Origin of the sequence: Castellaniella sp. (genome assembly GCF_049673105.1) — a bacterium.
In the GTDB taxonomy this organism is placed as follows: Bacteria; Pseudomonadota; Gammaproteobacteria; order Burkholderiales; family Burkholderiaceae_B; genus Castellaniella.
In genome coordinates, this window is sequence record NZ_JBATXG010000003.1 from 24025 (window position 1) to 44261 (window position 20237).

Annotated in this window: 17 protein-coding genes; 4 read left to right on the top strand and 13 right to left on the bottom strand. The window is 64.4% G+C overall.

Features of this window, described 5'->3' with window-relative positions:
* Window positions 1–78: 78 nt before the first annotated feature.
* The 10 genes from WBF69_RS00645 to WBF69_RS00690 all read right to left on the bottom strand — a co-directional run bounded on the left by WBF69_RS00645 (window position 79) and on the right by WBF69_RS00690 (window position 11297).
* The gene (locus WBF69_RS00645; protein ID WP_424260179.1) at window positions 79–789 is read right to left on the bottom strand and encodes an ABC transporter ATP-binding protein; all 711 of its coding nucleotides are present in this window, start codon (window positions 787–789) and stop codon (window positions 79–81) included.
* A complete protein-coding gene (locus WBF69_RS00650; protein ID WP_424260181.1) occupies window positions 786–1631 on the bottom strand; it encodes an ABC transporter ATP-binding protein in 846 nt (281 codons plus the stop codon). The genes WBF69_RS00645 and WBF69_RS00650 overlap by 4 nt, the downstream gene beginning before the upstream one ends.
* On the bottom strand, window positions 1628–2617 hold the full coding sequence (locus tag WBF69_RS00655) for a branched-chain amino acid ABC transporter permease (protein ID WP_424260183.1): 990 nt from the start codon (window positions 2615–2617) through the stop codon (window positions 1628–1630). Before WBF69_RS00655 ends, WBF69_RS00650 begins: the two co-directional genes overlap by 4 nt.
* A 3-nt stretch (window positions 2618–2620) precedes the next feature.
* The gene (locus WBF69_RS00660; protein ID WP_424260185.1) at window positions 2621–3523 is read right to left on the bottom strand and encodes a branched-chain amino acid ABC transporter permease; all 903 of its coding nucleotides are present in this window, start codon (window positions 3521–3523) and stop codon (window positions 2621–2623) included.
* 208 nt (window positions 3524–3731) lie between these two features.
* The gene (locus tag WBF69_RS00665; protein ID WP_424260187.1) at window positions 3732–4892 is read right to left on the bottom strand and encodes a branched-chain amino acid ABC transporter substrate-binding protein; all 1161 of its coding nucleotides are present in this window, start codon (window positions 4890–4892) and stop codon (window positions 3732–3734) included.
* 309 nt (window positions 4893–5201) lie between these two features.
* Window positions 5202–5669, bottom strand: coding sequence for a dUTP diphosphatase (gene dut / locus WBF69_RS00670; protein WP_424260189.1), 468 nt, complete (start codon window positions 5667–5669; stop codon window positions 5202–5204).
* Between the two features lie 51 nt (window positions 5670–5720).
* A complete protein-coding gene (gene coaBC, locus WBF69_RS00675; RefSeq protein WP_424260191.1) occupies window positions 5721–6926 on the bottom strand; it encodes a bifunctional phosphopantothenoylcysteine decarboxylase/phosphopantothenate--cysteine ligase CoaBC in 1206 nt (401 codons plus the stop codon).
* A 10-nt stretch (window positions 6927–6936) separates the two neighbouring features.
* A complete protein-coding gene (lspA, locus tag WBF69_RS00680) occupies window positions 6937–7509 on the bottom strand; it encodes a signal peptidase II (RefSeq protein ID WP_424260193.1) in 573 nt (190 codons plus the stop codon).
* A complete protein-coding gene (gene ileS, locus WBF69_RS00685; protein ID WP_424260195.1) occupies window positions 7502–10342 on the bottom strand; it encodes an isoleucine--tRNA ligase in 2841 nt (946 codons plus the stop codon). Before ileS ends, lspA begins: the two co-directional genes overlap by 8 nt.
* Window positions 10332–11297 (bottom strand): bifunctional riboflavin kinase/FAD synthetase, encoded by a 966-nt coding sequence (locus tag WBF69_RS00690; protein WP_424260197.1) that lies wholly within the window; start codon window positions 11295–11297, stop codon window positions 10332–10334. Before WBF69_RS00690 ends, ileS begins: the two co-directional genes overlap by 11 nt.
* A 221-nt stretch (window positions 11298–11518) precedes the next feature.
* On the opposite strand from WBF69_RS00690, the gene purN reads away from it, so the two are divergent.
* The 4 genes from purN to WBF69_RS00710 all read left to right on the top strand — a co-directional run bounded on the left by purN (window position 11519) and on the right by WBF69_RS00710 (window position 17405).
* The gene (gene purN / locus WBF69_RS00695) at window positions 11519–12187 is read left to right on the top strand and encodes a phosphoribosylglycinamide formyltransferase (RefSeq protein ID WP_424260199.1); all 669 of its coding nucleotides are present in this window, start codon (window positions 11519–11521) and stop codon (window positions 12185–12187) included.
* Between the two features lie 238 nt (window positions 12188–12425).
* Window positions 12426–13736, top strand: a complete 1311-nt coding sequence (locus WBF69_RS00700) for an RsmB/NOP family class I SAM-dependent RNA methyltransferase (protein ID WP_424260276.1) — start codon at window positions 12426–12428, stop codon at window positions 13734–13736.
* Between the two features lie 103 nt (window positions 13737–13839).
* Entirely contained in the window at window positions 13840–15048 is a 1209-nt protein-coding gene (locus WBF69_RS00705; RefSeq protein WP_424260201.1) for a DesA family fatty acid desaturase, read from the top strand.
* Window positions 15045–17405, top strand: a complete 2361-nt coding sequence (locus WBF69_RS00710; RefSeq protein WP_424260203.1) for a UvrD-helicase domain-containing protein — start codon at window positions 15045–15047, stop codon at window positions 17403–17405. Before WBF69_RS00705 ends, WBF69_RS00710 begins: the two co-directional genes overlap by 4 nt.
* A gap of 1 nt (window position 17406) precedes the next feature.
* On the opposite strand, the gene WBF69_RS00715 is transcribed toward WBF69_RS00710, so the two are convergent.
* Genes WBF69_RS00715 through WBF69_RS00725 form a run of 3 tightly spaced genes read right to left on the bottom strand, consistent with a single transcriptional unit; the run spans window position 17407 to window position 20236 of the window.
* Window positions 17407–18183, bottom strand: a complete 777-nt coding sequence (locus tag WBF69_RS00715; protein ID WP_424260205.1) for an ABC transporter permease — start codon at window positions 18181–18183, stop codon at window positions 17407–17409.
* Window positions 18183–19409: an ABC transporter substrate-binding protein gene (locus tag WBF69_RS00720; protein ID WP_424260207.1), complete on the bottom strand. Its 1227-nt coding sequence runs from the start codon at window positions 19407–19409 to the stop codon at window positions 18183–18185. Before WBF69_RS00720 ends, WBF69_RS00715 begins: the two co-directional genes overlap by 1 nt.
* Window positions 19406–20236, bottom strand: coding sequence for an ABC transporter ATP-binding protein (locus tag WBF69_RS00725; RefSeq protein ID WP_424260209.1), 831 nt, complete (start codon window positions 20234–20236; stop codon window positions 19406–19408). Before WBF69_RS00725 ends, WBF69_RS00720 begins: the two co-directional genes overlap by 4 nt.
* Between the last annotated feature and the right edge of the window lies 1 nt (window position 20237).

A 20237-nucleotide genomic window follows, 5' to 3' on the forward strand; every position in this document is an offset into this window, starting at 1 on the left:
CGGATCGGGTGCACAAAATAAGCAAAGCCGCTGGGTAGAGCGGCCTTGGTCATGCAGATAGCGGCAGTCTACACCCGCTCAGTGCCCCAGATAGGCCGCCTGGATTTCCGGCGAAGCCAGCAGTTCGCGAGCCGGGCCTTCGTGCGAGAGTTTGCCGACCTCCAGCACATAGCCGCGATCGGCCAGTTTCAGGGCCATGCGCGCGTTCTGTTCGACGATCAGGATCGTGACGCCGGTGGCACGCACGTCGCGCAGCACCTGGAAAATATTGCGCACGATGATCGGGGCCAGCCCCAGACTGGGTTCGTCCAGCAGCAGCAGACGGGGCTTGGTCACCAGGGCGCGGCCAATGGCCAGCATCTGCTGCTCGCCGCCCGACAAGGTGCCGGCCAGCTGGGCGCGGCGTTCATAGAGGCGCGGAAAGATCTTGTAGACGTGTTCGCAGCTATCGGTGATTTCCGCGGCGGGGCGGGTAAAGCCGCCCATGCGCAGGTTTTCCGCCACCGATAGCGTGCCGAAGACACGTCGGCCCTCGGGGGATTGACCGATGCCCAGGCGCACGATCCGGTCGGCGCCCATGCGGGTGATGTCCTGCCCGGCAAAGGAAATTTTGCCGGAATGCGGGCTCAGTAAGCCGCTGAGCGTGCGCATCAAGGTGGTCTTGCCGGCGCCGTTGGCGCCCAGAATGGCAACGACCTCGCCTTCGGTGACCTGCAGCGAGATCCCCTTCAGCGCCTGAATATGGCCATAGTTGACGCGCAGGTCTTCAATTTCAAGCAAATGGGTCATGACTGGGCCTGCTCTTCATGGATGGCTTGCATCAGGGGGTCGTCTTCGTCATCGTCCTGGCCCAGGTAGGCCTCGATCACCAGCGGGTTGGTGCGGATTTCTTCGGGCTTGCCTTCGGCGATTTTCTTGCCGAAATTGATGACGACGATATTGTCGGTGACGTTCATCACCACGCTCATGTCGTGTTCGACCAGGATGACGGTGATGCCCTGGTCGCGGATGGCGCGGATGGTGTCGTTCAGGCCGGCGGATTCCTGCTCGTTCAGGCCGGCGGCGGGCTCGTCCAGAATGATCAGTTCAGGTTTGGCCACCAGCGTGCGCGCCATTTCCACGCGACGCTGCGCCCCATAGGGCAAGGATGTTGCGATTTCCTGGGCGACGTCGGCCAGATCCAGCTGTTCCAACACGATCATGGCGCGTTCGACCAGCGCTTTTTCCTCTTGGCGCTGGGCGGGAGTGCGCAGCAGCCCCTGCCACCAGGATTGGCGCATCAGCAGATGCTGGCCGGCGATGACGTTTTCCAGCACGGTCATGTCGGTGAACAGACGGATGGTCTGGAAGGTGCGGCGGATGCCGGCCTGGGCGACCCGATGAGGGGCTTGGCCGGTCATGTCCTGACCATGCCAGCGGATATGGCCGTCCGTGGGCTGGTAGACGCCGGTGATCATATTGAAGACGGTCGTTTTTCCGGCGCCGTTGGGGCCGATCAAGCCGACGATTTCGCCACGCTTGACCTGGAAGCTGAGATTATCGACCGCCCGCAGGCCGCCGAAGCTGATGCCGATCCGGTCCAGTTCGAGCAGGACGTCGGGCGACGCGGTGGGGGACTGGGGCGAGTTCATAGGGCTCCCTTGCGTGCGGGCCAGATGCCCTGCGGACGCAGAATCATGACCAGGATCATGGCGATGCCGAAGACCAGGTAGCGGTATTGGGCGAATTCCGTAAAGATCTGCGGCACGACGAACATCATGGCGGTGCCCAGCAGCACACCCGGCACCGAGGCCTGGCCGCCCACCAGCACGATGGCGAACAGCACGACCGAATCCGTGAACTGGAAGGAACCGGGGCTGACGGCGGACAGTTGCATCGCAAACAGCGTACCTGCCAGACCCGCGATGCCCGCTGACAGCGCGAAAGCGGCGACCTTGTAGTTGCGGGCGTTGACCCCCAGCGTGGTGGCGGCCAGTTCATCGTATTTGATGTAGCGGAACGTGCGCCCCAGCGAAGAACGGTCCAGATTGCGCATCAGCCACAGCACGATGGCCAGGACCACCCAGTTCAGATAGAACAGATGGCTTTGCGATCCGAAGACGTGACCGAAGAACGACGGACCGCTGACGCCGAATAGACCGTCGGCCCCGCCGGTCAGGCCGAACAGATTGTTTTTCATGGCCAGCACGAAAATCGCGTTGAAACCTATGGTGACCACCAGCAGGTAGTCGCCGCGCAGCTTGACGATGGGGGCGGACAGAATCGCCCCCAGAGCAGCCGACAGCACGATGGCGACGGGAATGGTCCAGAGAATGGGCCAGTTGAACGAGAGCGACAAGATGGCGCTGGTGTAGGCGCCGATGCCGAAGAACACGGCGTGGCCCATATCGTACATGCCGGCGCGCCCTAGAACGATGTCCTGCGACAGGGCGACGATGGCATAGATGGCGAAGATGCCGCCGATGGTGATCCAGGCGGGCGACATCACGGACGGGATGGCCAGTCCGGCGACCCACAGGAGCGGCCCCAGCACTTGCAGGAAGCGGATGCCGGTTTTGGCGGAGGCCGTCGGGCGAGTGTCCGGCAGCTGGGCGGAGGAGGGATTGGCGTGATTCATGGCTTAGACCTTTTCCGCGACACGTTCGCCCAGCAGGCCCGAGGGGCGTACCAGCAAAATGGCGATCAGCAAGGTGAACGTAATGGCATCTTGCCAGGAGCTGGAGATATAACCGGCTGCGAAGGCGTTGAACAGGCCTAAGACCAGGCCGCCCAGCATGGCGCCGGGGATGTTGCCGATCCCGCCGATGATGGCGGCGATGAAGGCGTTCAGGCCATAGGACCAGCCCATCGTGAAATAGGTCTGGCGATAGTACAGGCCGATGAACAGGCCGCCGATGGCGCCCAGCACCGGGCCGATGATGAAGACCAGCGCAATGACGCGGTTGACGTTGATGCCCATCAGGCGGGCGGCGTCCTGGTCGATGGCCGTGGCGCGGATGGCGGTGCCCAGGCGCGTGTGGTTCACGAAAAAATACAGGCCCGCCATCAGCAGGAAGGCGCAGAAGATGATCAGGAGCTGGACGAAGCTGAGATACGCGCCGCCGATCTCCCAGGTGATATTGGGGAGCAGGTTGTTGGGAAACACCTGCACGTTGGGCGACCAGATCAGCATGATGCCGTTCTGGATCAGCATCGAGGCGCCCAGCGCCGAGACGACCGCCGACAGGCGGTGGGCCTTGCGCAAAGGCTTGTAGGCGAGCTGGTCCAGCAGCGTCCCTGCAATCGCCACGATGATCATGGCGATGACGAATGCCAGCACCAGGAGCGTGACGGTGGATAGGCCGCCCAGGGCGCCGGAGGTGAGGGTGGTCAGGCCGATGAAGGCCCCCAGGATGCACAAATCGCCGTGGGCGAAGTTGATCATCTTCAGCACCCCGTAGACCATCGTGTAGCCCAGGGCGATCAGGGCATAGATGCCCCCGACCGTGACCCCGTTGATGAATTGCTGGAGGATAAAGTCCATCGATCGGTTTCCGTGGTGGTTCTTGTGTGTCGTGACCAGCAGCGATGGCCGGGCAAACGGCGGAAGTAGGCCTGTGTCCTGACATTCAGAGGGAGACAGACATCGACCGGGACGTTCAGGCGTCTGTTGGGCGCTGAAAAATGCGTGAGCCCCGGCTTTCCGGAAGAGAGACCATGCTGCGATCTGTCTTCCGGATACCGCTGTGCTGTTATTGACGCGTGTCGAGTTGACGCGGGTAGATGGTCTTGTAGCCGCCACCTGCCTGGACTTCGAAGGCCGACATCAGGCTACCAATGCGCTCGCCCTTGTCATCCCAGGTGAACGGACCGGTCAGACCGCCGAAGGGTTCCTTCAGAGTGTGCAACCAGGGAATGAGCTTGCTGGTATCCGTGGACTTGGTGTCCTGGATGGCTGCGATGACGGCGCGAAAGCCATCGGCGTTGGTCAGGGTGTAGATGCTGGGGGGCGGCGCGCCGAATTCCTTGGTGTAGTCGGCCAGGAATTGCTTGGCTGCCGGGTAAGGCAGGTTTTCGGGGGCCGGCACGTTGACGATCACGGCGCCCGCAGCGGCGTCGCCAGCGATCTTCGCGAAGTTTTCGTTCTGGTTGGCGTCACCGCCCACGAACACGGCTTCCATGCCCAGTTGCTTCATCTGGGCGCGGATCAGGCCGCCATCGGTGTAGTAGCCCGAGAAGAACAGCACGTCCGGGTTCTTGGACTTCAGTTTCGTCAACACGGCGCTGTAATCCTGCGTACCGGCGTTGATGAAGTCTTCACCGATGATGTTGCCGCCTTCTTTTTTGATGGCGTTGACCGTGGCTTTGGCGAGGCCGGTCGCGTAGCTGGAGTGGTCGCTCAGTACCGCGATGCGCTGGTATTTCTTGATCTTGACGAAATAATTGGCGACGAATTCGGCTTCGTCGCTATTGGGCGGCGCGTTGCGGAAGAAGGTCTTCCAGCCTTTTTGCGTCAGTTCGTCGCTGGTGCCGTCCGAGGTTTGGATGACGTTGGCGGCGGAATAGATCGGCGCGGCAGCCAGGGCGGCGCCGCTGGTGTAGGTGCCGATCACGGCGATGACGCCGTCGTTCACCAGTTTGCGACCGCAGATGGCGGCCTGAGCGGCTTTGCCTTCGTCGTCGCAGACGATGACTTCGATCTGACGGCCCAGCACGCCGCCAGCAGCATTGTGCTGCTTGGCAATCAGGCGGACGCCGTTTTCGATGCCTTGGCCTTCGGCAGCGTATTCGCCGGTGATCGGGGCTTGCACACCGATTTTGATGGGGCCGTCAGCCGCCAATGCCGTGCCCATGCCCATCAGGGCCAAGGAAACCGCCGCTGAAAGCGTGGAAAGTTTAGTCAGCCTGCTCATGTCTCGATTCTCCTTTGCATGGACCCGGATGGAACCATATATTCGTAATATATTAAGAGCGCGCTTATCGCACCATGAGGGTATTCCCGGTGACAGGGTGCGCCAGTCGGTGGGAAACAGGACGTCTGTGTATGGTTCAGGCGTGTTTCCGACCGGACTTTGTTTGGCTTTGATGGGAAGGGTTGCGCTAAAGGTGAAACCTTTTGATTCCAACAAAACCAATTTGAAGTTTAACTACCAGAAGGTGCAGGTACAACCAGGGGTTTTACTAATAAGCGCATCGAGCGCGGGAGACAGGCTGTGAGTGGTTCAGTGCTGTCCCGTGCTGCCGAATCCGCCCGTGCCGCGCTCTGTTTCGGTGTCGAAGGAGTCCGTCATGCGCAGGCCGACCTGCACAACCGGCTGGAACATCAACTGCGCGATCCGTTCACCGGGCTGGATGGTGTAGGGTTGATCACTGTCGTTGGTCAGCAGGACCTTGATTTCCCCGTGATAGTCGGCATCGATGACACCGATGCCTTGCGCAACGCGGATGCCATGTTTCAGCGACAGGCCCGAACGAGACGCGACGATGGCGACCAGGCCGGGATCCATCATGTTCAGCGCCAGGCCGGTGGGCACCGGCAGGCGGGCGCCAGGCAAAAGAGTCTGGGGGGCGTCCAGGCAGGCGCGCAAGTCCATCGCGGCGGAGCCGCCGGTGGCGTAGTCCGGCAGCGGGATGGCGTCCGTACCCAAAAGCGGGTTGACAATGCGGGCCTGGATGAGTCGTCGATGCATGGTGGAGTCCGAGGAAAAAGCAGAGGAGCGGCGGCGAATGCCGCCGGGGATCTATCGTGCCGAGGCGGGCAGGCGCTGGGCAAGCCACGCCACCAGTTGGCGGGCGGCCTGCAGTTTGGGCTGCCGGGCCAGGGGGTGGGCGCCGTGATCGTCGAAGATGATCAGTTCGGTATCGGCGGCGTCCATGGACTGCTGAGCCAGATTGCCGACGATGACGGGAACGCCTTTGCGCTGACGTTTGGCCTGAGCGTATTCGTGCAGATGGTCGGTTTCGGCGGCAAAGCCCACGCACCAGGGGCCGTCGGGCAGGGTCGCAACGTCGGCCAGGATGTCGGGATTTTGCACGAAGGCCAGCTCGGGCGCCTGGCCGTCCGCCTGTTTTTTTAGTTTGACGGCGGAAGGGTTGACGATGCCCCAGTCGGCTACCGCCGCCACGGCGATGAACAGATCGGCGTCGCGGGCGCGTTCCAGCACGGCAGCATGCATTTCGCGCGCCTGGGTGACGTCGATACGCGTGACGCCATCCGGGCAAGGCAGGGCCGTGGGGCCGGAAATCAGAGTGACTTGAGCGCCGGCTTCGGCGGCGGCCCGCGCCAGGGCGTAGCCCATGCGCCCAGAGGACCGGTTGGTCAGGACGCGCACCGGATCGATGATTTCGCTGGTGGGGCCCGCCGTCAGCAGGATGCGCCGACCCGCCAGTGTCTTGGGCTGGAAAAAGGCGATCACGGCGCGCAGGATCTGATCCGGTTCCATCATGCGCCCGGAGCCGCTTTCGCCGCAGGCCTGGCTGCCTTCGGCGGGGCCGATCAGCGTGACGCCGTCCGCCCGCAACTGGGCGGCATTGCGCTGGGTGGCCGGGTGGGTCCACATTTCGTGATTCATGGCGGGCGCGGCCAGCAGCGGCACCGCACCCCGCGCCACGCATAGCGTGGCTAGCAGGTCATCGGCCAGGCCGTGGGCCAGTTTCGCCAGGAAATCGGTGCTGGCCGGCACGATCAGCACCGCATCGGCGCCGCGCGTCAGGTTGATGTGGGCCATGCGATTGTCCATGCGCTCGTCCCACTGGTCCAGCCAGACGGGACGCCCGGACAGGGCCTGCATGGTGGCCGGCGTGATGAAGCCGGTGGCGGCCTGGGTCATGACCACGTCCACCGTGGCGCCTTCGTCTTGCAGACGGCGCAGCAGTTCGGCGGATTTGTAGCAGGCGATGCCGCCCGTCAGCCCCAGGATGATGCGTTTGCCTGATAGGTCCGGCATGGCGATTTTCCTATGTGCGGTGGGCGCGGCGGCTGCGCAGGATTTCATCCAGAATCAGCAGGATCGCGCCGCAGGTGATGGCGATGTCGGCCACGTTGAAGGCCGGGAAATACCAGTCGCGCCAATAGAACAACAGAAAATCCACGACGTGTCCATGCATCAGGCGATCCAGGGCGTTGCCCAGCGCGCCGCCCAGAATGCAGGCCAGCGAGGCGCAGAGCAGGCGCTGGCCCTGGTGCGTGTAGAGCCAGCGCAGGATGACCAGGGCGACGACCAGGGCGATACCGGTGAAGAGCCAGCGCTGGAACCCATCGCCATCGGCCAGAAAGCTGAAGGCGGCGCCTGTGTTGAACAGCAGCGTCAGGTCAAAGATCGGCAGCACGGGGATACGTTCGGCGTAGCTCAGCGTCTGCGAGATCCAGGCCTTGGTGGCCTGATCCAGCAGCACCAGCGCAGCGGCAACCAGCAGCCACCCTGCCAGGGACCGCAGCCGGTTGCGTGCCGCCGGGGCCGCAGCGCCATCCGGCGCCGCGGACGGGACGAGCGGCCCCAGGTCGTGGCGGGGCGGGGGCGCTTTAGGCATGGCTGCGCTGTTCGCCATCGCCAAACAGGTTGTCTGCACAGCGCCCGCACAGTTCCGGGTGTTGCGCATCGCGGCCCACGTCGGCGCGATGGTGCCAGCAGCGCCCGCACTTGTCATGGGTCGACGCCTGCACCTGGATCGCCAGGGCGCCGTTGTCTGCGTGCACGTCGGCGCGGGACACCAGCATGACAAAGCGCAGATCGTCGCCCAGACTGTGCAGCAGGGCCAGATCGTCGCCGCTGGCGAGGTAGTCGATTTCCGCTGCCAGCGAGGAACCGATTTCCCCCCGTGCGCGCACGGCTTCGATTTCACGCATGGTGTCGGCGCGGATCTCGCGCAGACGGGACCAGCGGGCAGCCAGTTGTTCAGCGTCGGCGGTCACCGGTACGGCATGGAACAGTTCGGTGAAGATGGTGGGCGATGCGGGATTGCCGCCCAGATCGGCCCAGGCTTCTTCCACCGTGAACGACAGGATCGGCGCCAACAGTTTGAGCAGCGCATGCGTGATGTGGTGCAGGGCCGTTTGGGCAGCGCGGCGGGCCGCGCTGTCCTTGCCGGTGGTGTACAGGCGGTCCTTCAGAATATCCAGGTAGAAGGCACCCAGGTCTTCAGAGCAGAAGATCTGCAGGCGGGCGACCGCCGTGTGGAATTCGTAGCGCTCGTAGGCGGACAGGACTTCCGCCTGCATGGCGGCGGTCATCTGCAGGGCGTAGCGGTCGATTTCCAGCAGATCATCGGGCGCCAGCAGATCGGTGGACGGATTGAAGTCCGCCAGATTGCCCAACAGGAACTTCAGGGTGTTGCGGATACGGCGATAGGATTCGACGACCCGGTCCAGGATCTGCTTGGAGATCGACAGCTCGCCGGAATAATCGGTGGATGCGGTCCACAGACGCAGGATTTCCGCCCCCAGGGAATTGGCGATTTCCTGCGGGTAGACCACGTTGCCCACGGATTTGCTCATTTTCTTGCCCTGGCCATCGACCACGAAACCGTGGGTCAGCAGGGCTTTGTAGGGCGGACGCCCGTACAGCATGCAGCCGGTCAGCAAAGATGAGTGGAACCAGCCCCGGTGCTGGTCGGAACCTTCCAGGTAGAGATCCGCCGGCCAGGCCAGTTGCTGGGCGTGGGATCCTTTCAGGCTGTGATCCTGACCGCCCAGCACCGTGGCGTGAGTGGTGCCGGAATCGAACCAGACGTCCAGCGTGTCGCGGTTCTTTTCGTATTGATCGGCCTCGTCGCCCAGCAAATCGCGCGAGTCCAGGGTCTGCCAGGCCTCGATGCCGTCGCGTTCGACGCGCTCGGCCACCTGGTCCAGCAGTTCCGGCGTGCGCGGGTGCAGGGCGCCGGTTTCCTTGTGCACGAAAAAGGCCATGGGCACGCCCCATTGGCGCTGGCGCGAAAGCGTCCAGTCAGGGCGGTTGGCGATCATGGCATGCAAGCGGGCGCGACCCCAGGCCGGGTAGAAGGCGGTGTCGTCCACGCCTTGCAGAGCCATTTCACGTAGGGTCGGGCCGCTGGCGGGTTGCACGTCCATGCCGGCGAACCACTGGCTGGTGGCGCGGTAGATGATGGGGGTTTTATGGCGCCAGCAGTGCATATAGCTGTGCGCGTGCGATTCGGTGTGCAGCAGGCTGCCGGCCTGGTCCAGGGCGTCGACGATCTTCGGGTTGGCTTTCCAGATCAGTTCGCCGCCAAAGAGCGGCAGGCTGTCGGCGTAGTGGCCGTTGCCCATGACGGGATTGATCATGTCCGCGTCGCTCAGGCCGTGCGCTTTGCAGGAAATGAAGTCTTCCACCCCATAGGCGGGGGCGGAGTGCACGACGCCGGTGCCGGAATCCAGGGTGACGTAGTCGCCCAGGTAAACGGGTGCCAGGCGGCGATAACCGGCGTCTACCTCGTAGAGCGGATGGCGGAACGTCAATCCGGCCAGGGCCTGGCCGTAGGCGCGGGCGAAGATCTCGCCTTGCAGGCCCCAGCGTTGCAGGCAGGATTCGGCCAGTTCGCTGGCGACCAGCAGCAGCGGTCCGGTGGCGCGGGGCGCGGAGAGGCGCACCAGCGCGTATTCGTGATCCGGGTGGATGTTGAGCGCCTGGTTGGCGGGGATGGTCCAGGGCGTGGTCGTCCAGATGACGATGGCGCCGGCGTCGACTTGGCCGTCCAGGCCAAAGGCGCGGGCGACCGCCGCCCGGTCGTCGAATGCGAAGGCCACATCGACGGACGGATCTTTGCGGTCAGCGTATTCGACCTCGGCCTCGGCCAGGGCCGACCCGCAGTCAAAACACCAGTTCACAGGCTTCAGCCCGCGAAAGACGAAGCCTTTTTCCATGATGCGGGCGAGCGCCCGCAGCTCGTCGGCTTCGTTGCCCGGATTCATGGTCAGGTAGGGATTGTCCCATTCGCCCAGCACGCCCAGGCGCTTGAAGTCAGTGCGCTGACGCTCGATCTGTTCGGCGGCATAGGCGCGAGCCTTGGACTGGACCTCGGCCACCGGCAGATGCTTGCCGTATTTCTTTTCGATCTGGATTTCGATCGGCATGCCGTGGCAGTCCCAGCCGGGCACGTATTGCGCGTCAAAACCCGCCATGTCGCGGCTTTTGACGATGATGTCTTTAAGGATCTTGTTGACCGCGTGGCCGATATGGATGTCGCCGTTGGCGTACGGCGGGCCATCGTGCAGAATGAATTTCGGCCGCCCCTGAGCGGCCTCCCGGATCACTGCGTAAATCTTTTTTTCTTCCCAGTCGGTGATCCAGCCCGGCTCGCGTTTGGCCAGGTTGCCCCGCATGGGGAAGGGAGATTCGGGCAGATTCAGGGTGTCTCTATAGTCCATGGGAGGCGAAATAGTCGCGAGCGCCTTGCACGTCCTGGCGGATGGCGGCGATCAGGGTGGTTAAGTCGGGAAAGGATTCCTCGTCGCGCAGAAACTCGAGAAATTCAACGCATACCAGTTTACCGTAGGCGTTTACCTGCCGATCGAGGATATGTGTTTCCAGCAGCAGGGGGCCGTCGCGGGTCACGGTGGGCCGCACCCCCAGGCTGGCGACCCCCGGCAGCGGCGTGTCTTGCAGGCCATGCACCCGCACGATGTAGATGCCCGACCGCGCAGCGCAGGGGGCCGGGACACGCAGATTCAGTGTCGGGAAACCCAGGTCGCGACCCAGTTTCTGGCCGTGGATGACGTGGCCGCTGATGCGAAAGGGGCCGCCCAGCAGCTGGCTGCTGTGTGTCAGATTGCCCACCGCCAGCGCGGTGCGCAGGGCGGAACTGGAAATGCGCTGCCCGTGGTTGTCATTGATGTCGGCGATGGTCTCGACCGTGAAGCCATGTTCCTGGCCCATGCGCCGCAGCAGGTCGATGTCGCCGCTGCGCTTGTGGCCGTAGCGAAAGTCCTCGCCCACCAGCAGCCAGCGGGTGTTCAGGCCTTGCACCAGCAGCTGGCGGATGAAGTCTTCGGCGCCCATGTCGGCCAGATGCCGGTTGAAGCGCTGAATGACGATCTGGCGCATCCCGTGGGCCGCCAGCAGGGCGACTTTGTCACGCAGGCTGCTGATCTGGGTGGGGATGAGTTCCAGACGCCCCCCTTGGCGAGCGAAAAAGGCGCGCGGGTGGGGGGAAAACGTCATGACCGTGGGTTCCAGACCCAGCGCCTGCGCCTGGCTGCGCACCTGGGCCAGAATGGCCTGATGCCCCCGGTGCACCCCGTCGAAATTGCCGATGGTCAGGGCGCTGGGGGCGGCGGTGTCGCGCCGGGGCAGCGCGCGGTAGAGGCGGGGAACGGGTTTCACGTCGGAGAGTTTACAATTTCGGGTTTGGGATCCTCTGAATAAGTCGAGCGGAAAGCAGGCGCTGCGGATAGTAACCGGATGCAAGGCGTAAACCGCAGCGATAGCCGTAGCTATCGCGAGGATTTGCAACGCCGCAGACGGTTACTATCCGCAGATGCATGCGACGCGGTGACTTGTTCAGAGGATCCCTATCCCTTGATTTTATGTCGGAGAGCACAGGCATGGAGCATACCCCCGAACGACCGTTGCGGGTGGCGATCCTGATTTCGGGCCGGGGTTCGAATATGCAGGCGCTGGTGGACGCCGTGATGGCGGACCACCTGCCGGTGCGGGTCTGCACCGTGCTGGCGAACCGGGCCGATGCGGCGGGGCTGGATTGGGCGCGCGCGAAGGGGCTGCAGGCGGAATGTCTGTCGCATCGGGATTTCGATAGCCGCGATGCTTTCGATGCGGCCTTGCGGGCGCGCCTGGATGCGCTGGCGCCGGATGTCATTTTGCTGGCTGGTTTCATGCGGGTGCTGGGCCATGATTTCGTGCGCCATTTCAATGGCCGCATCATCAACATCCACCCCTCTCTGTTACCAGCGTTTCCAGGCCTGCATACGCACCAGCAGGCGCTGGCGCAGGGGGTGCAGTGGCACGGCTGCACCGTGCATTTCGTGACGCCCGTGCTGGATCATGGACCCATCATCGCCCAGGGCGCCATTCCGGTGTTGGCGTCGGATACGCCGGACAGCCTGGCCGCCCGGCTGCTGCCGGTCGAACACCAGGTGTATGTGCAGGTGCTACGCTGGTTGGCCGAAGGCCGGGTAACGCTGAAAGACGACGGTCGGGTTCAGGTGGCCGGTGTCGATCATCGAGCCTGGGCGGGCGACACACTTTTTGAATGACAGGATAGCCATGAGCACGAATGAATCGCGGGATCGCTCCCGCAAACGCCCTGCGGATGGCCGCACGCGACGCAGCGACGAGCGGCGACCGCAGCAGGATGCGGCCGACCGTGGGCGCGGCGCCAGGCGCCTGGCTACGGATCGCGCAGTGCGCCCGTCTGCAGGCCGCCCAGGATCGGATCAGGCGTCGGCGCGGCCCTACATCATGGCCGCTGCCCGCATCGAACAGGTCCGCCAGGTGTTGGGCGAGGCCCTGCAATGGCAGTATCCTGCCGATGCCGTGTTGTCGCACTGGTTCCGGGGGCGTAAGCAGGTCGGTCAGCGGGACCGGGGAGAAATCGCCGAGGCCGTCTTCGACGTGTTGCGCCACTTGCGCCGCTATCGGCAGTTCGCCGAAAGCGGGCAGGGGTCCGCGACCCGCCGCCTGGCCGTGCTGGGCCTGGCTTCGGTCTGGCCGCGCAGCACCTTGGATACGGGGCTGGACGAACACGAACGCGCCTGGCTGGATTATGTGCAGGCTTTTCCAGTGGACAGCCTGCCCGCGGGGGTGCGTTACAGCGTGCCGGAATGGCTTGAAGCCCGCCTGAGCAGCCTGACCGATGCGGAATCGCTGCTGCAGGCCTTGAATCAGACGGCGCCGCTGGACCTGCGCGCCAATCCCATGAAGACCGATCGCGACGCCGTGCTGGCCGCTTGGTCGCAGGGGCCGGAGGCCCGCTGGGCGGCTAAACCCACCCCGTATTCTCCCTGGGGCATCCGCATCCAGGGGCGTCCGCCGGTGAACCGCTGGACGTCGTTCGAGCGCGGCGAGATCGAAGTCCAGGACGAAGGCAGCCAATTGCTGGCGGCGCTGGTCGCGCCCAAACGCGGCGAAATGGTCATTGACTACTGCGCCGGGGCAGGCGGCAAGACGTTGCTGCTGGGGGCGCTGATGCGCTCCACCGGGCGCCTGTATGCCTTTGATGTGTCGGCTGCCCGGCTGGCGCGGGCTAAACCCCGTTTTGCCCGCAGCGGTTTGTCCAACATCGTGCCGGTGGCGATCGCCGAGCGCCATGATCAACGCGTCAAGCGTCTGCGCGGCAAGGCTCACCGAGTCTTGGTGGATGCGCCCTGCAGCGGTCTGGGTACCTTGCGGCGCAATCCCGATCTGAAATGGCGCCAGCATCCGGAATCCCTGGAGCAGCTGTGCGCCACGCAGGCGGCCATTCTGCGGGATGCGGCGGCGTGCGTACGCCCCGGCGGGCGGCTGGTCTATGCCAGCTGCAGCCTGTTGCCGGAAGAAAACGAACACCAGGTGCAGGCGTTCCTCGCGGAATACCCCGAATTCACCCTGCTGGATGCGGGGGCCGTCCTGGCGGATCGGGGTATCGTGCTGACATTCGATGGGCCGATGTTGCACCTGCGTCCGGACGTGCACGGCACGGACGGGTTCTTTGCCGCCGTGATGCAGCGCAACCCGGCCAAAGACCCGCAAGCTGATGCGCCGGCCCCGGACAGCGAGGTGGAAACGGAAGCAGCGCCGCAGGAAGACACACCGGACCCGGCCTGATTCACCCGGTCGCGCTGGCCGCGCCTTTTTGGGCGCGGTCTCTTGCTTTCCGTCGCGGGGCGCGTGGTCTACACTGAAGGCCTTCCCCCCTTGCTCGCACATCATGAACACCTGGCTATCCTTTCTGCAGGGCGGCGTCCTGCAACTGGGCCCCTGGGCCTTGCTGGCGGTCACTCTGATCCTGACCCACATCACCATCGTGGCCGTCACCCTGTACCTGCACCGCAGCCAGGCGCATCGGGGGGTGGATCTGCATCCGGTCGTGGCGCATTTTTTCCGCCTCTGGCTGTGGCTGACGACCGGTATGGTCACCCGCGAATGGGTGGCCATCCATCGTAAACATCACGCCAAATGCGAACGGGAAGGCGATCCCCATTCGCCCGCCGTCTTTGGCCTGGCCCAGGTGTTTTTCCGTGGCGCGGAACTGTACCGCGACGAGGCGAGCAATCCCGACACCCTGAAGCGCTACGGCCACGGGACACCGGACGACTGGATGGAACGGCACGTCTACGGACGGCACAATCTGCTGGGCATCGTCCTGATGCTGGGGATCGATCTGGCCTTGTTCGGCGTGATCGGCCTGACCATCTGGGCCGTGCAGATGGCCTGGATTCCGTTCTGGGCCGCCGGCGTAGTCAACGGCCTGGGCCATGCCTGGGGCTATCGCAATTTCGCCTGCCCAGACGACAGCACCAATGTGTCGCCCTGGGGCATCCTGATCGGCGGGGAAGAACTGCATAACAATCATCACGCCTACGGTACCTCGGCGAAATTTTCGTCCAAATGGTACGAAATCGACCTGGGTTGGGGGTATATCCGGGTGCTGCAGGCGCTGGGGCTGGCTCAGGTGCGCCGTGTGGCGCCGCGTCTGCAGTGGCAGTCCGATGGGCCGGTGGCCATCGAATCGCTTAGCCAGGATCAGCTGCAGGGCATCATCGCCCATCGCTACGACGTCCTGGCCCGGTATTCCAGCATGGTCAAGGCCGCTGTGGCGCATGAACTCAAGGCCCTGAAATTGCGGCGCTGTCTGGCCGAACGCCGGTTGCTGCGGCGTTGCCGCAAGTGGCTGGTGCGCGATCCGCAGGCGCTGGCGCCCGTCGAACAGGCGCAGGTGGCTCATGTCCTGTCGATGGCGCCGGCCCTGTCTACTTTGCTGCAGATGCGTCGCGAACTGACGGCGCTGTGGGAATCTTCCAGCGCCAGCAGCGATCAGCTGCTGGCCGATTTGCGGGCCTGGTGCCAGCGGGCGCAAGCCAGCGGCATCGATGGTCTGGAACAATTCGCGTATCGACTACGCTCTTATGCTGCATGATTGAAGGTCTGAACGAACAACAACGCGCCGCCGTCACCCTGCCCGCGCAACACGCTCTTGTCCTGGCAGGGGCGGGTAGTGGCAAGACTCGGGTGCTGACCACGCGCATGGCGTGGCTGATCCAGACCGGCCAGGTCGGCCCTTTCGGCCTGCTGGCGGTCACCTTTACCAATAAAGCCGCCCGCGAAATGCTGTCGCGCCTGTCGGCGCTGCTGCCCATCAATACGCGCGGCATGTGGGTCGGCACCTTTCACGGCCTGTGCAACCGTCTGCTGCGGGCGCATTTCCGCGAAGCCGGCCTGCCGCAGACCTTCCAGATTCTGGATAACGCGGATCAGCTCTCGGCCATCAAGCGCATGCTCAAGGCCAATGGCGTAGATGATGAACGCTTCCCGCCGCGTGATGTGCAGCGCATGATCAATAGCGCCAAAGAAGACGGCTTGCGTCCCGATGACCTGGATGTGCGCGACAGCCATGCGCGGCGGCTGGCCGATCTGTACCAGCGCTACCAGGACCAGTGCGAACGCGAAGGCGTGGTGGATTTCGGCGAGCTGCTGTTGCGGGCCTATGAACTGCTGCAGCGCGAGGCCCCGATTCGCGAACACTATCAACGCCGCTTTCAGCATATCCTGGTGGACGAATTCCAGGATACCAACGTGCTGCAGTACCGCTGGCTGATGCTGCTGGCGGGCAGTCAGACGCCGGTGTTCGCCGTCGGCGACGATGATCAGTCCATCTATGCCTTTCGCGGCGCGAATGTCGGCAATATGGCGGATTTCGAGCAGCGCCATGCGCACGGCAACGTCATCCGCCTGGAACAGAATTACCGGTCTCACGGCCATATTCTGGACGCCGCCAACGCCCTGATCGCGCACAATGCCCACCGCCTGGGCAAGAATCTGTGGACCGAGGCCGGCGAGGGCGAACCCCTGCGCGTGGTGGAACAAGCTTCCGATCAGATGGAGGCCCAGTGGTTGGTCGATGAAATACGCGCCCTGTTGCGCGAGGGCCGGACCGCTCATCAGATCGCCATCCTGTACCGCAGCAATGCACAGTCGCGGCCCATCGAACACGCGCTGTTTTCGGCCCGCGTGCCGTATCGCGTCTATGGCGGTCAGCGCTTTTTCGAGCGCCAGGAAATCAAGCACGTCCTGGCCTACCTGCGCCTGATCGACAATCCGCATGACGATACGTCCTGGATGCGGGTGGTGAATTTCCCCACGCGCGGGATCGGCGCGCGGACACTGGAACAGCAGGCCGATGCCGCCGCGCAGTACGGCACCAGCCTGGCGGGCGCCGTGGCGTATGTGCCGGGTAAAAGCGGCAGCAGCCTGGCCCGTTTTGCCACGCTGATCCGCGAGATGGCCGAGGCCGCCCAGTCACTGGATTTGCCGGAACTGATCGGCCACGTGGTGCATCACAGCGGTCTGGAAGCCCATTATCGGGCCGACCGCGAAGGGCAGGATCGGCTGGACAACCTGCAGGAACTGGTCAATGCGGCTGCCGCTTTCGTGGCGGAAGCCGGTCTTCAGGGGCTGGTCGCAGGCCGGATCCCGGAATTTGCGGCGGGTGGAACCGTGCCGGCGGTCAACGGGCGCTCGGCGGTGGATAGCGTTTCCGGCGCCGCGGCAGCCGTCGATCCCTTTCCCTCAGAGGCCGACGTCGATGCGGAGCTGGCGCCGCCCGCCGTGATGTCGCCCCTGGGCGCGTTTTTGAGCCACGCCTCGCTGGAAGCCGGTGACAATCAGGCTCAGGCGGGCGAGGACGCCGTGCAACTGATGACCGTGCACGCTGCCAAGGGCCTGGAATTCGATATTGTCTTTATCACCGGTCTGGAAGAAGGCCTGTTTCCGCACGAAAACAGTCTGCTGGACGCTGGCGGCCTGGAAGAGGAACGCCGCCTGATGTACGTGGCGATCACCCGCGCGCGGGAGCGCCTGACCTTGACCCTGGCGCAAAGCCGCATGTTGCACGGCCAGACGCGCTACGCCCTGCGTTCGCGATTCCTGGAAGAAATCCCCGAACAGGATTTGAAATGGATCACGCCGCGTCAGCGCGCCGCAGCCCCTGAACAATCGCCCGTCTGGCGCGGCGCATTCCGCCGGGGTACAGGCGGCTGGCAGGACGAGGGCGGCAGCAGTTTTGCGCCGCGCGCGCCGCGCACCCGCACCGCCGACGTCACGGTCGGCGATCAGTGTTTCCGCATTGGCGCCACGGTGCGCCACGGTCGCTTTGGCGAGGGCACCATCGTGTCCTTGAGCGGTTCCGGCACCGAAGCTCAGGCCCAGATCGAATTCCACGATGTGGGCACCAAGACCCTGGCCCTGGGCGTGGCGAAGCTGGATATTTTGCAGTGATTCAACGTCCCCGCCCCCAGCGCCGGTGCAGGCGCTGGGCGGTGGCATCCAGCGTGAATCCCAGGGCGCCGATCAGCACGATCACGGCCATCAGTTCCGAATAGGCCAGGCGGTCGCGGGTGTCCAGAATGAAATAGCCCAGGCCGGAACTGACTCCCAGCATCTCGCAGGGCACCAGAATGATCCAGACGATGCCGATGGCCAGGCGCAGGCCGGTCAGGATGTGGCCCAGGGAACCGGGGATCACGATCTTCCACAGGATCTCGGTGCGTGTGGCGCTCAGGCTGCGGGCCAGCATCAGCCAGCGGGCGTCCAGTTGGCGCACGCCGGCGCTGGTGTTCAGGATGATGGGCCAGACAGCGGCGAAGCTCAGCAGGAAATAGATCGGCGCATCGCCCACGCCGAACAGCATCACGGCGATCGGCATCCAGGACAGGGGCGAGACCATGCGCAGGAACTGAAACGCCCCGCTGGTGGCGGATTCCAGACGCTTGGACAGGCCGATGGCCAATCCCAGGGGGATGCCGAACACCAACGCCCAGAACAGGCCCACCGCGACGCGCCGCAGGCTGACCAGGGTGTGCAGGGTCAGTTGATTGTCGGCGATCAGGTGCGCCAGACTGGGCAGCGCCTGGCCGGGGGCGAACAGACGCGCCATGGCCAGGTCCTGGCCCAGCAGACCGATGCCGGCGGCCCACAGCAATAGCAGCGCCAGCAGGCCGCCCAGGCTGAGCAGCAGGCGCTGACGGGACGGCAGGGCGGAGGGGCGGGTGCTCATCAGCTGACCTCGAAAGTTTCCGTGCGGGTATAGCCGCCCTCGATGCCAAAGGCGGCCAGGCCGCCTTGCGCTTCGATGGCCTTGCGCACGTAGCGGTCGTCCACCAGGTCGCGCGCGGCGTGGGCAGGGTCCAGTTCCTTCAGAAAGGCGTTTTCGCCCAGGACGTAGGTGTCCTTCAGCAGCGACACCAGTTTTTCCGTGTAACTGGGGTAGGGATAGGGGCGGAAGTCGATGCGAAGTTCATTCCAGTCGGTATGGCGGATGGCGCCGCTTTTGGCGTAGGCGGCATCGCGCTCGGCAGAGGGCAGCAGCACCCGCGCCAGGGTGGAGGCGTCGTGCGGGGTATAGGCGGACGGATTGTCGCGGGCCAGGATCTTGACCGTGTCTTCGCGGTGATGGCGTACCCAGGCTTGGGCCTGGACGATGCCGTTGACCACTTTTTGCGACCATTCCGGGCGTTCTTGCAGGTCCCGTTCGTGCATGGTGACCACGCAGCAGGCGTGGTTGCGCCAGACGTCGCCGGTAAATCGCCAGACCTTGCCTACGCCCAGCTCTTCGGCCTTGGCGTTGAAGGGCTCGGCCACGATGTAGCCGGAAATCCGCTTGCTGCCCAGCGCCGGCAGCATGTCGCCGGGCGACATGACGACCAGTTTCACTTGTTTTTTCGTCGGTTCGCCTTCGTTGATGAATTCCAGCCCCGCCTGGCGCAAGATGGCCTGCAGCACGATGTTGTGCACCGAATACCAGAAGGGAATGGCGACCGTCGTGCCGCCCAGGTCCTCCAGAGCGTTGACGGTCGGCAGCACGGTCAGGCAGGAACCCTCGGTGTGGTTCCAGGCCACGACCTTGGCGGGCGATTGGCTGCCGTAACGCGACCAGATGGTCATGGGCATCAGCAGGTGGACCACGTTCACCTGGCCGCTCAGAAAGGCTTCGACGATCTGCGACCAGCTGCGAAAACGCCGGGGCGGCTCGACTTTCAGCCCCTGTTGTTCGAACAGGCCGTTGTGGTGGGCGATCAGCAGAGGCGTGGCGTCCGTGATGGGCAGGTAGCCGATGCGTACGGGGGCATCGGGTTCCGCGGCGTGCGCCAGGCGACCGGCCTGCAGCAGCGGCAGCGCGCCGGCGGCGGTGAACATGGCCGACAGCTTCAGGAATTGGCGGCGGCGGGCCAGGGTGCTGTCGGCTTCGCCGCAGCAGGCGTCAAACAGTTTGAATCGTGTCATTGGGGTCTCGGTAAACGGGCGCTGCGCAGGGTTTGCAGAATCTGGACGCGCAATTCGGTCAGTGCGGCGCTGGTGTCGTCTCTGGGGTGTGCTTGGCTGATGGACCACCGGCCGATCAGGCGCCCAGGCTGGCTGCCGATCAACAGGATGCGGTCAGCCAGCAGCAGGGCTTCGTCGATGTCGTGCGTCACCAGAATGGCCGCCGCCTGGTGCTGGGATCGGATCTGCAGCAGCAGGGTCTGCATCTCGTGGCGGGTGACTTCATCCAGGGCGCTGAAGGGTTCGTCCAGCAATAGGATTTGGGGCGCGCGGGCCAGCGTGCGGGCCAAAGAAGCCCGTTGCGCCATGCCGCCCGACAGCTCGTCGGGATAGCGCGTGCGGGCGGATTGCAGACCGACTTCGCTGATGGCCTGCTGGACGCGCTGCCGGCGGGTCGCGTCGTCCAGTTTGGGCTGGTGGCGAAAATCCAGGCCAAAGGCCACGTTCTCTTCCAGGGTCAGCCAGGGCAGCAGGCTGGGGTCCTGGAATACCAGTCCCAGGGCCGGGTCGGGGCCGTTTAGCGGGCGGCCCTTGATCCTGATCTCGCCCGCCTGGGCGGCTTGCAACCCGGCTAGCACGCGCAGCAGCGACGATTTTCCTACTCCGCTGGGGCCCAGCAGGGCAATGATTTCACCTGGCTGCAGTTCCAGGGAAAAGTCCGTCAGCACGGTCGTTGCGGCCTCGCGGCGGCTGGTCGCATAGCCCAGGGAAATGGCCTGGGCGCTCAGCAGGCTGCTCTGTTCGGGGGCCGCGTTGGCGGCGGAAGGCGCTAGGGCGGCTGCGCTCATC

Excerpts from the sequence above, each read along its gene's own strand:
- dut (WP_424260189.1), bottom strand. The coding sequence starts at position 5,669 with ATGCATCGACGACTCATCCAGGCCCGCATTGTCAACCCGCTTTTGGGT.
- WBF69_RS00715 (WP_424260205.1), bottom strand. The coding sequence starts at position 18,183 with ATGAGCACCCGCCCCTCCGCCCTGCCGTCCCGTCAGCGCCTGCTGCTC.
- WBF69_RS00655 (WP_424260183.1), bottom strand. The coding sequence starts at position 2,617 with ATGAATCACGCCAATCCCTCCTCCGCCCAGCTGCCGGACACTCGCCCG.
- purN (WP_424260199.1), top strand. The coding sequence starts at position 11,519 with ATGGAGCATACCCCCGAACGACCGTTGCGGGTGGCGATCCTGATTTCG.
- WBF69_RS00650 (WP_424260181.1), bottom strand. The coding sequence starts at position 1,631 with ATGAACTCGCCCCAGTCCCCCACCGCGTCGCCCGACGTCCTGCTCGAA.
- ileS (WP_424260195.1), bottom strand. The coding sequence starts at position 10,342 with ATGGACTATAGAGACACCCTGAATCTGCCCGAATCTCCCTTCCCCATG.
- WBF69_RS00710 (WP_424260203.1), top strand. The coding sequence starts at position 15,045 with ATGATTGAAGGTCTGAACGAACAACAACGCGCCGCCGTCACCCTGCCC.
- lspA (WP_424260193.1), bottom strand. The coding sequence starts at position 7,509 with ATGCCTAAAGCGCCCCCGCCCCGCCACGACCTGGGGCCGCTCGTCCCG.
- WBF69_RS00645 (WP_424260179.1), bottom strand. The coding sequence starts at position 789 with ATGACCCATTTGCTTGAAATTGAAGACCTGCGCGTCAACTATGGCCAT.
- WBF69_RS00660 (WP_424260185.1), bottom strand. The coding sequence starts at position 3,523 with ATGGACTTTATCCTCCAGCAATTCATCAACGGGGTCACGGTCGGGGGC.
- coaBC (WP_424260191.1), bottom strand. The coding sequence starts at position 6,926 with ATGCCGGACCTATCAGGCAAACGCATCATCCTGGGGCTGACGGGCGGC.
- WBF69_RS00705 (WP_424260201.1), top strand. The coding sequence starts at position 13,840 with ATGAACACCTGGCTATCCTTTCTGCAGGGCGGCGTCCTGCAACTGGGC.
- WBF69_RS00720 (WP_424260207.1), bottom strand. The coding sequence starts at position 19,409 with ATGACACGATTCAAACTGTTTGACGCCTGCTGCGGCGAAGCCGACAGC.
- WBF69_RS00725 (WP_424260209.1), bottom strand. The coding sequence starts at position 20,236 with ATGAGCGCAGCCGCCCTAGCGCCTTCCGCCGCCAACGCGGCCCCCGAA.
- WBF69_RS00665 (WP_424260187.1), bottom strand. The coding sequence starts at position 4,892 with ATGAGCAGGCTGACTAAACTTTCCACGCTTTCAGCGGCGGTTTCCTTG.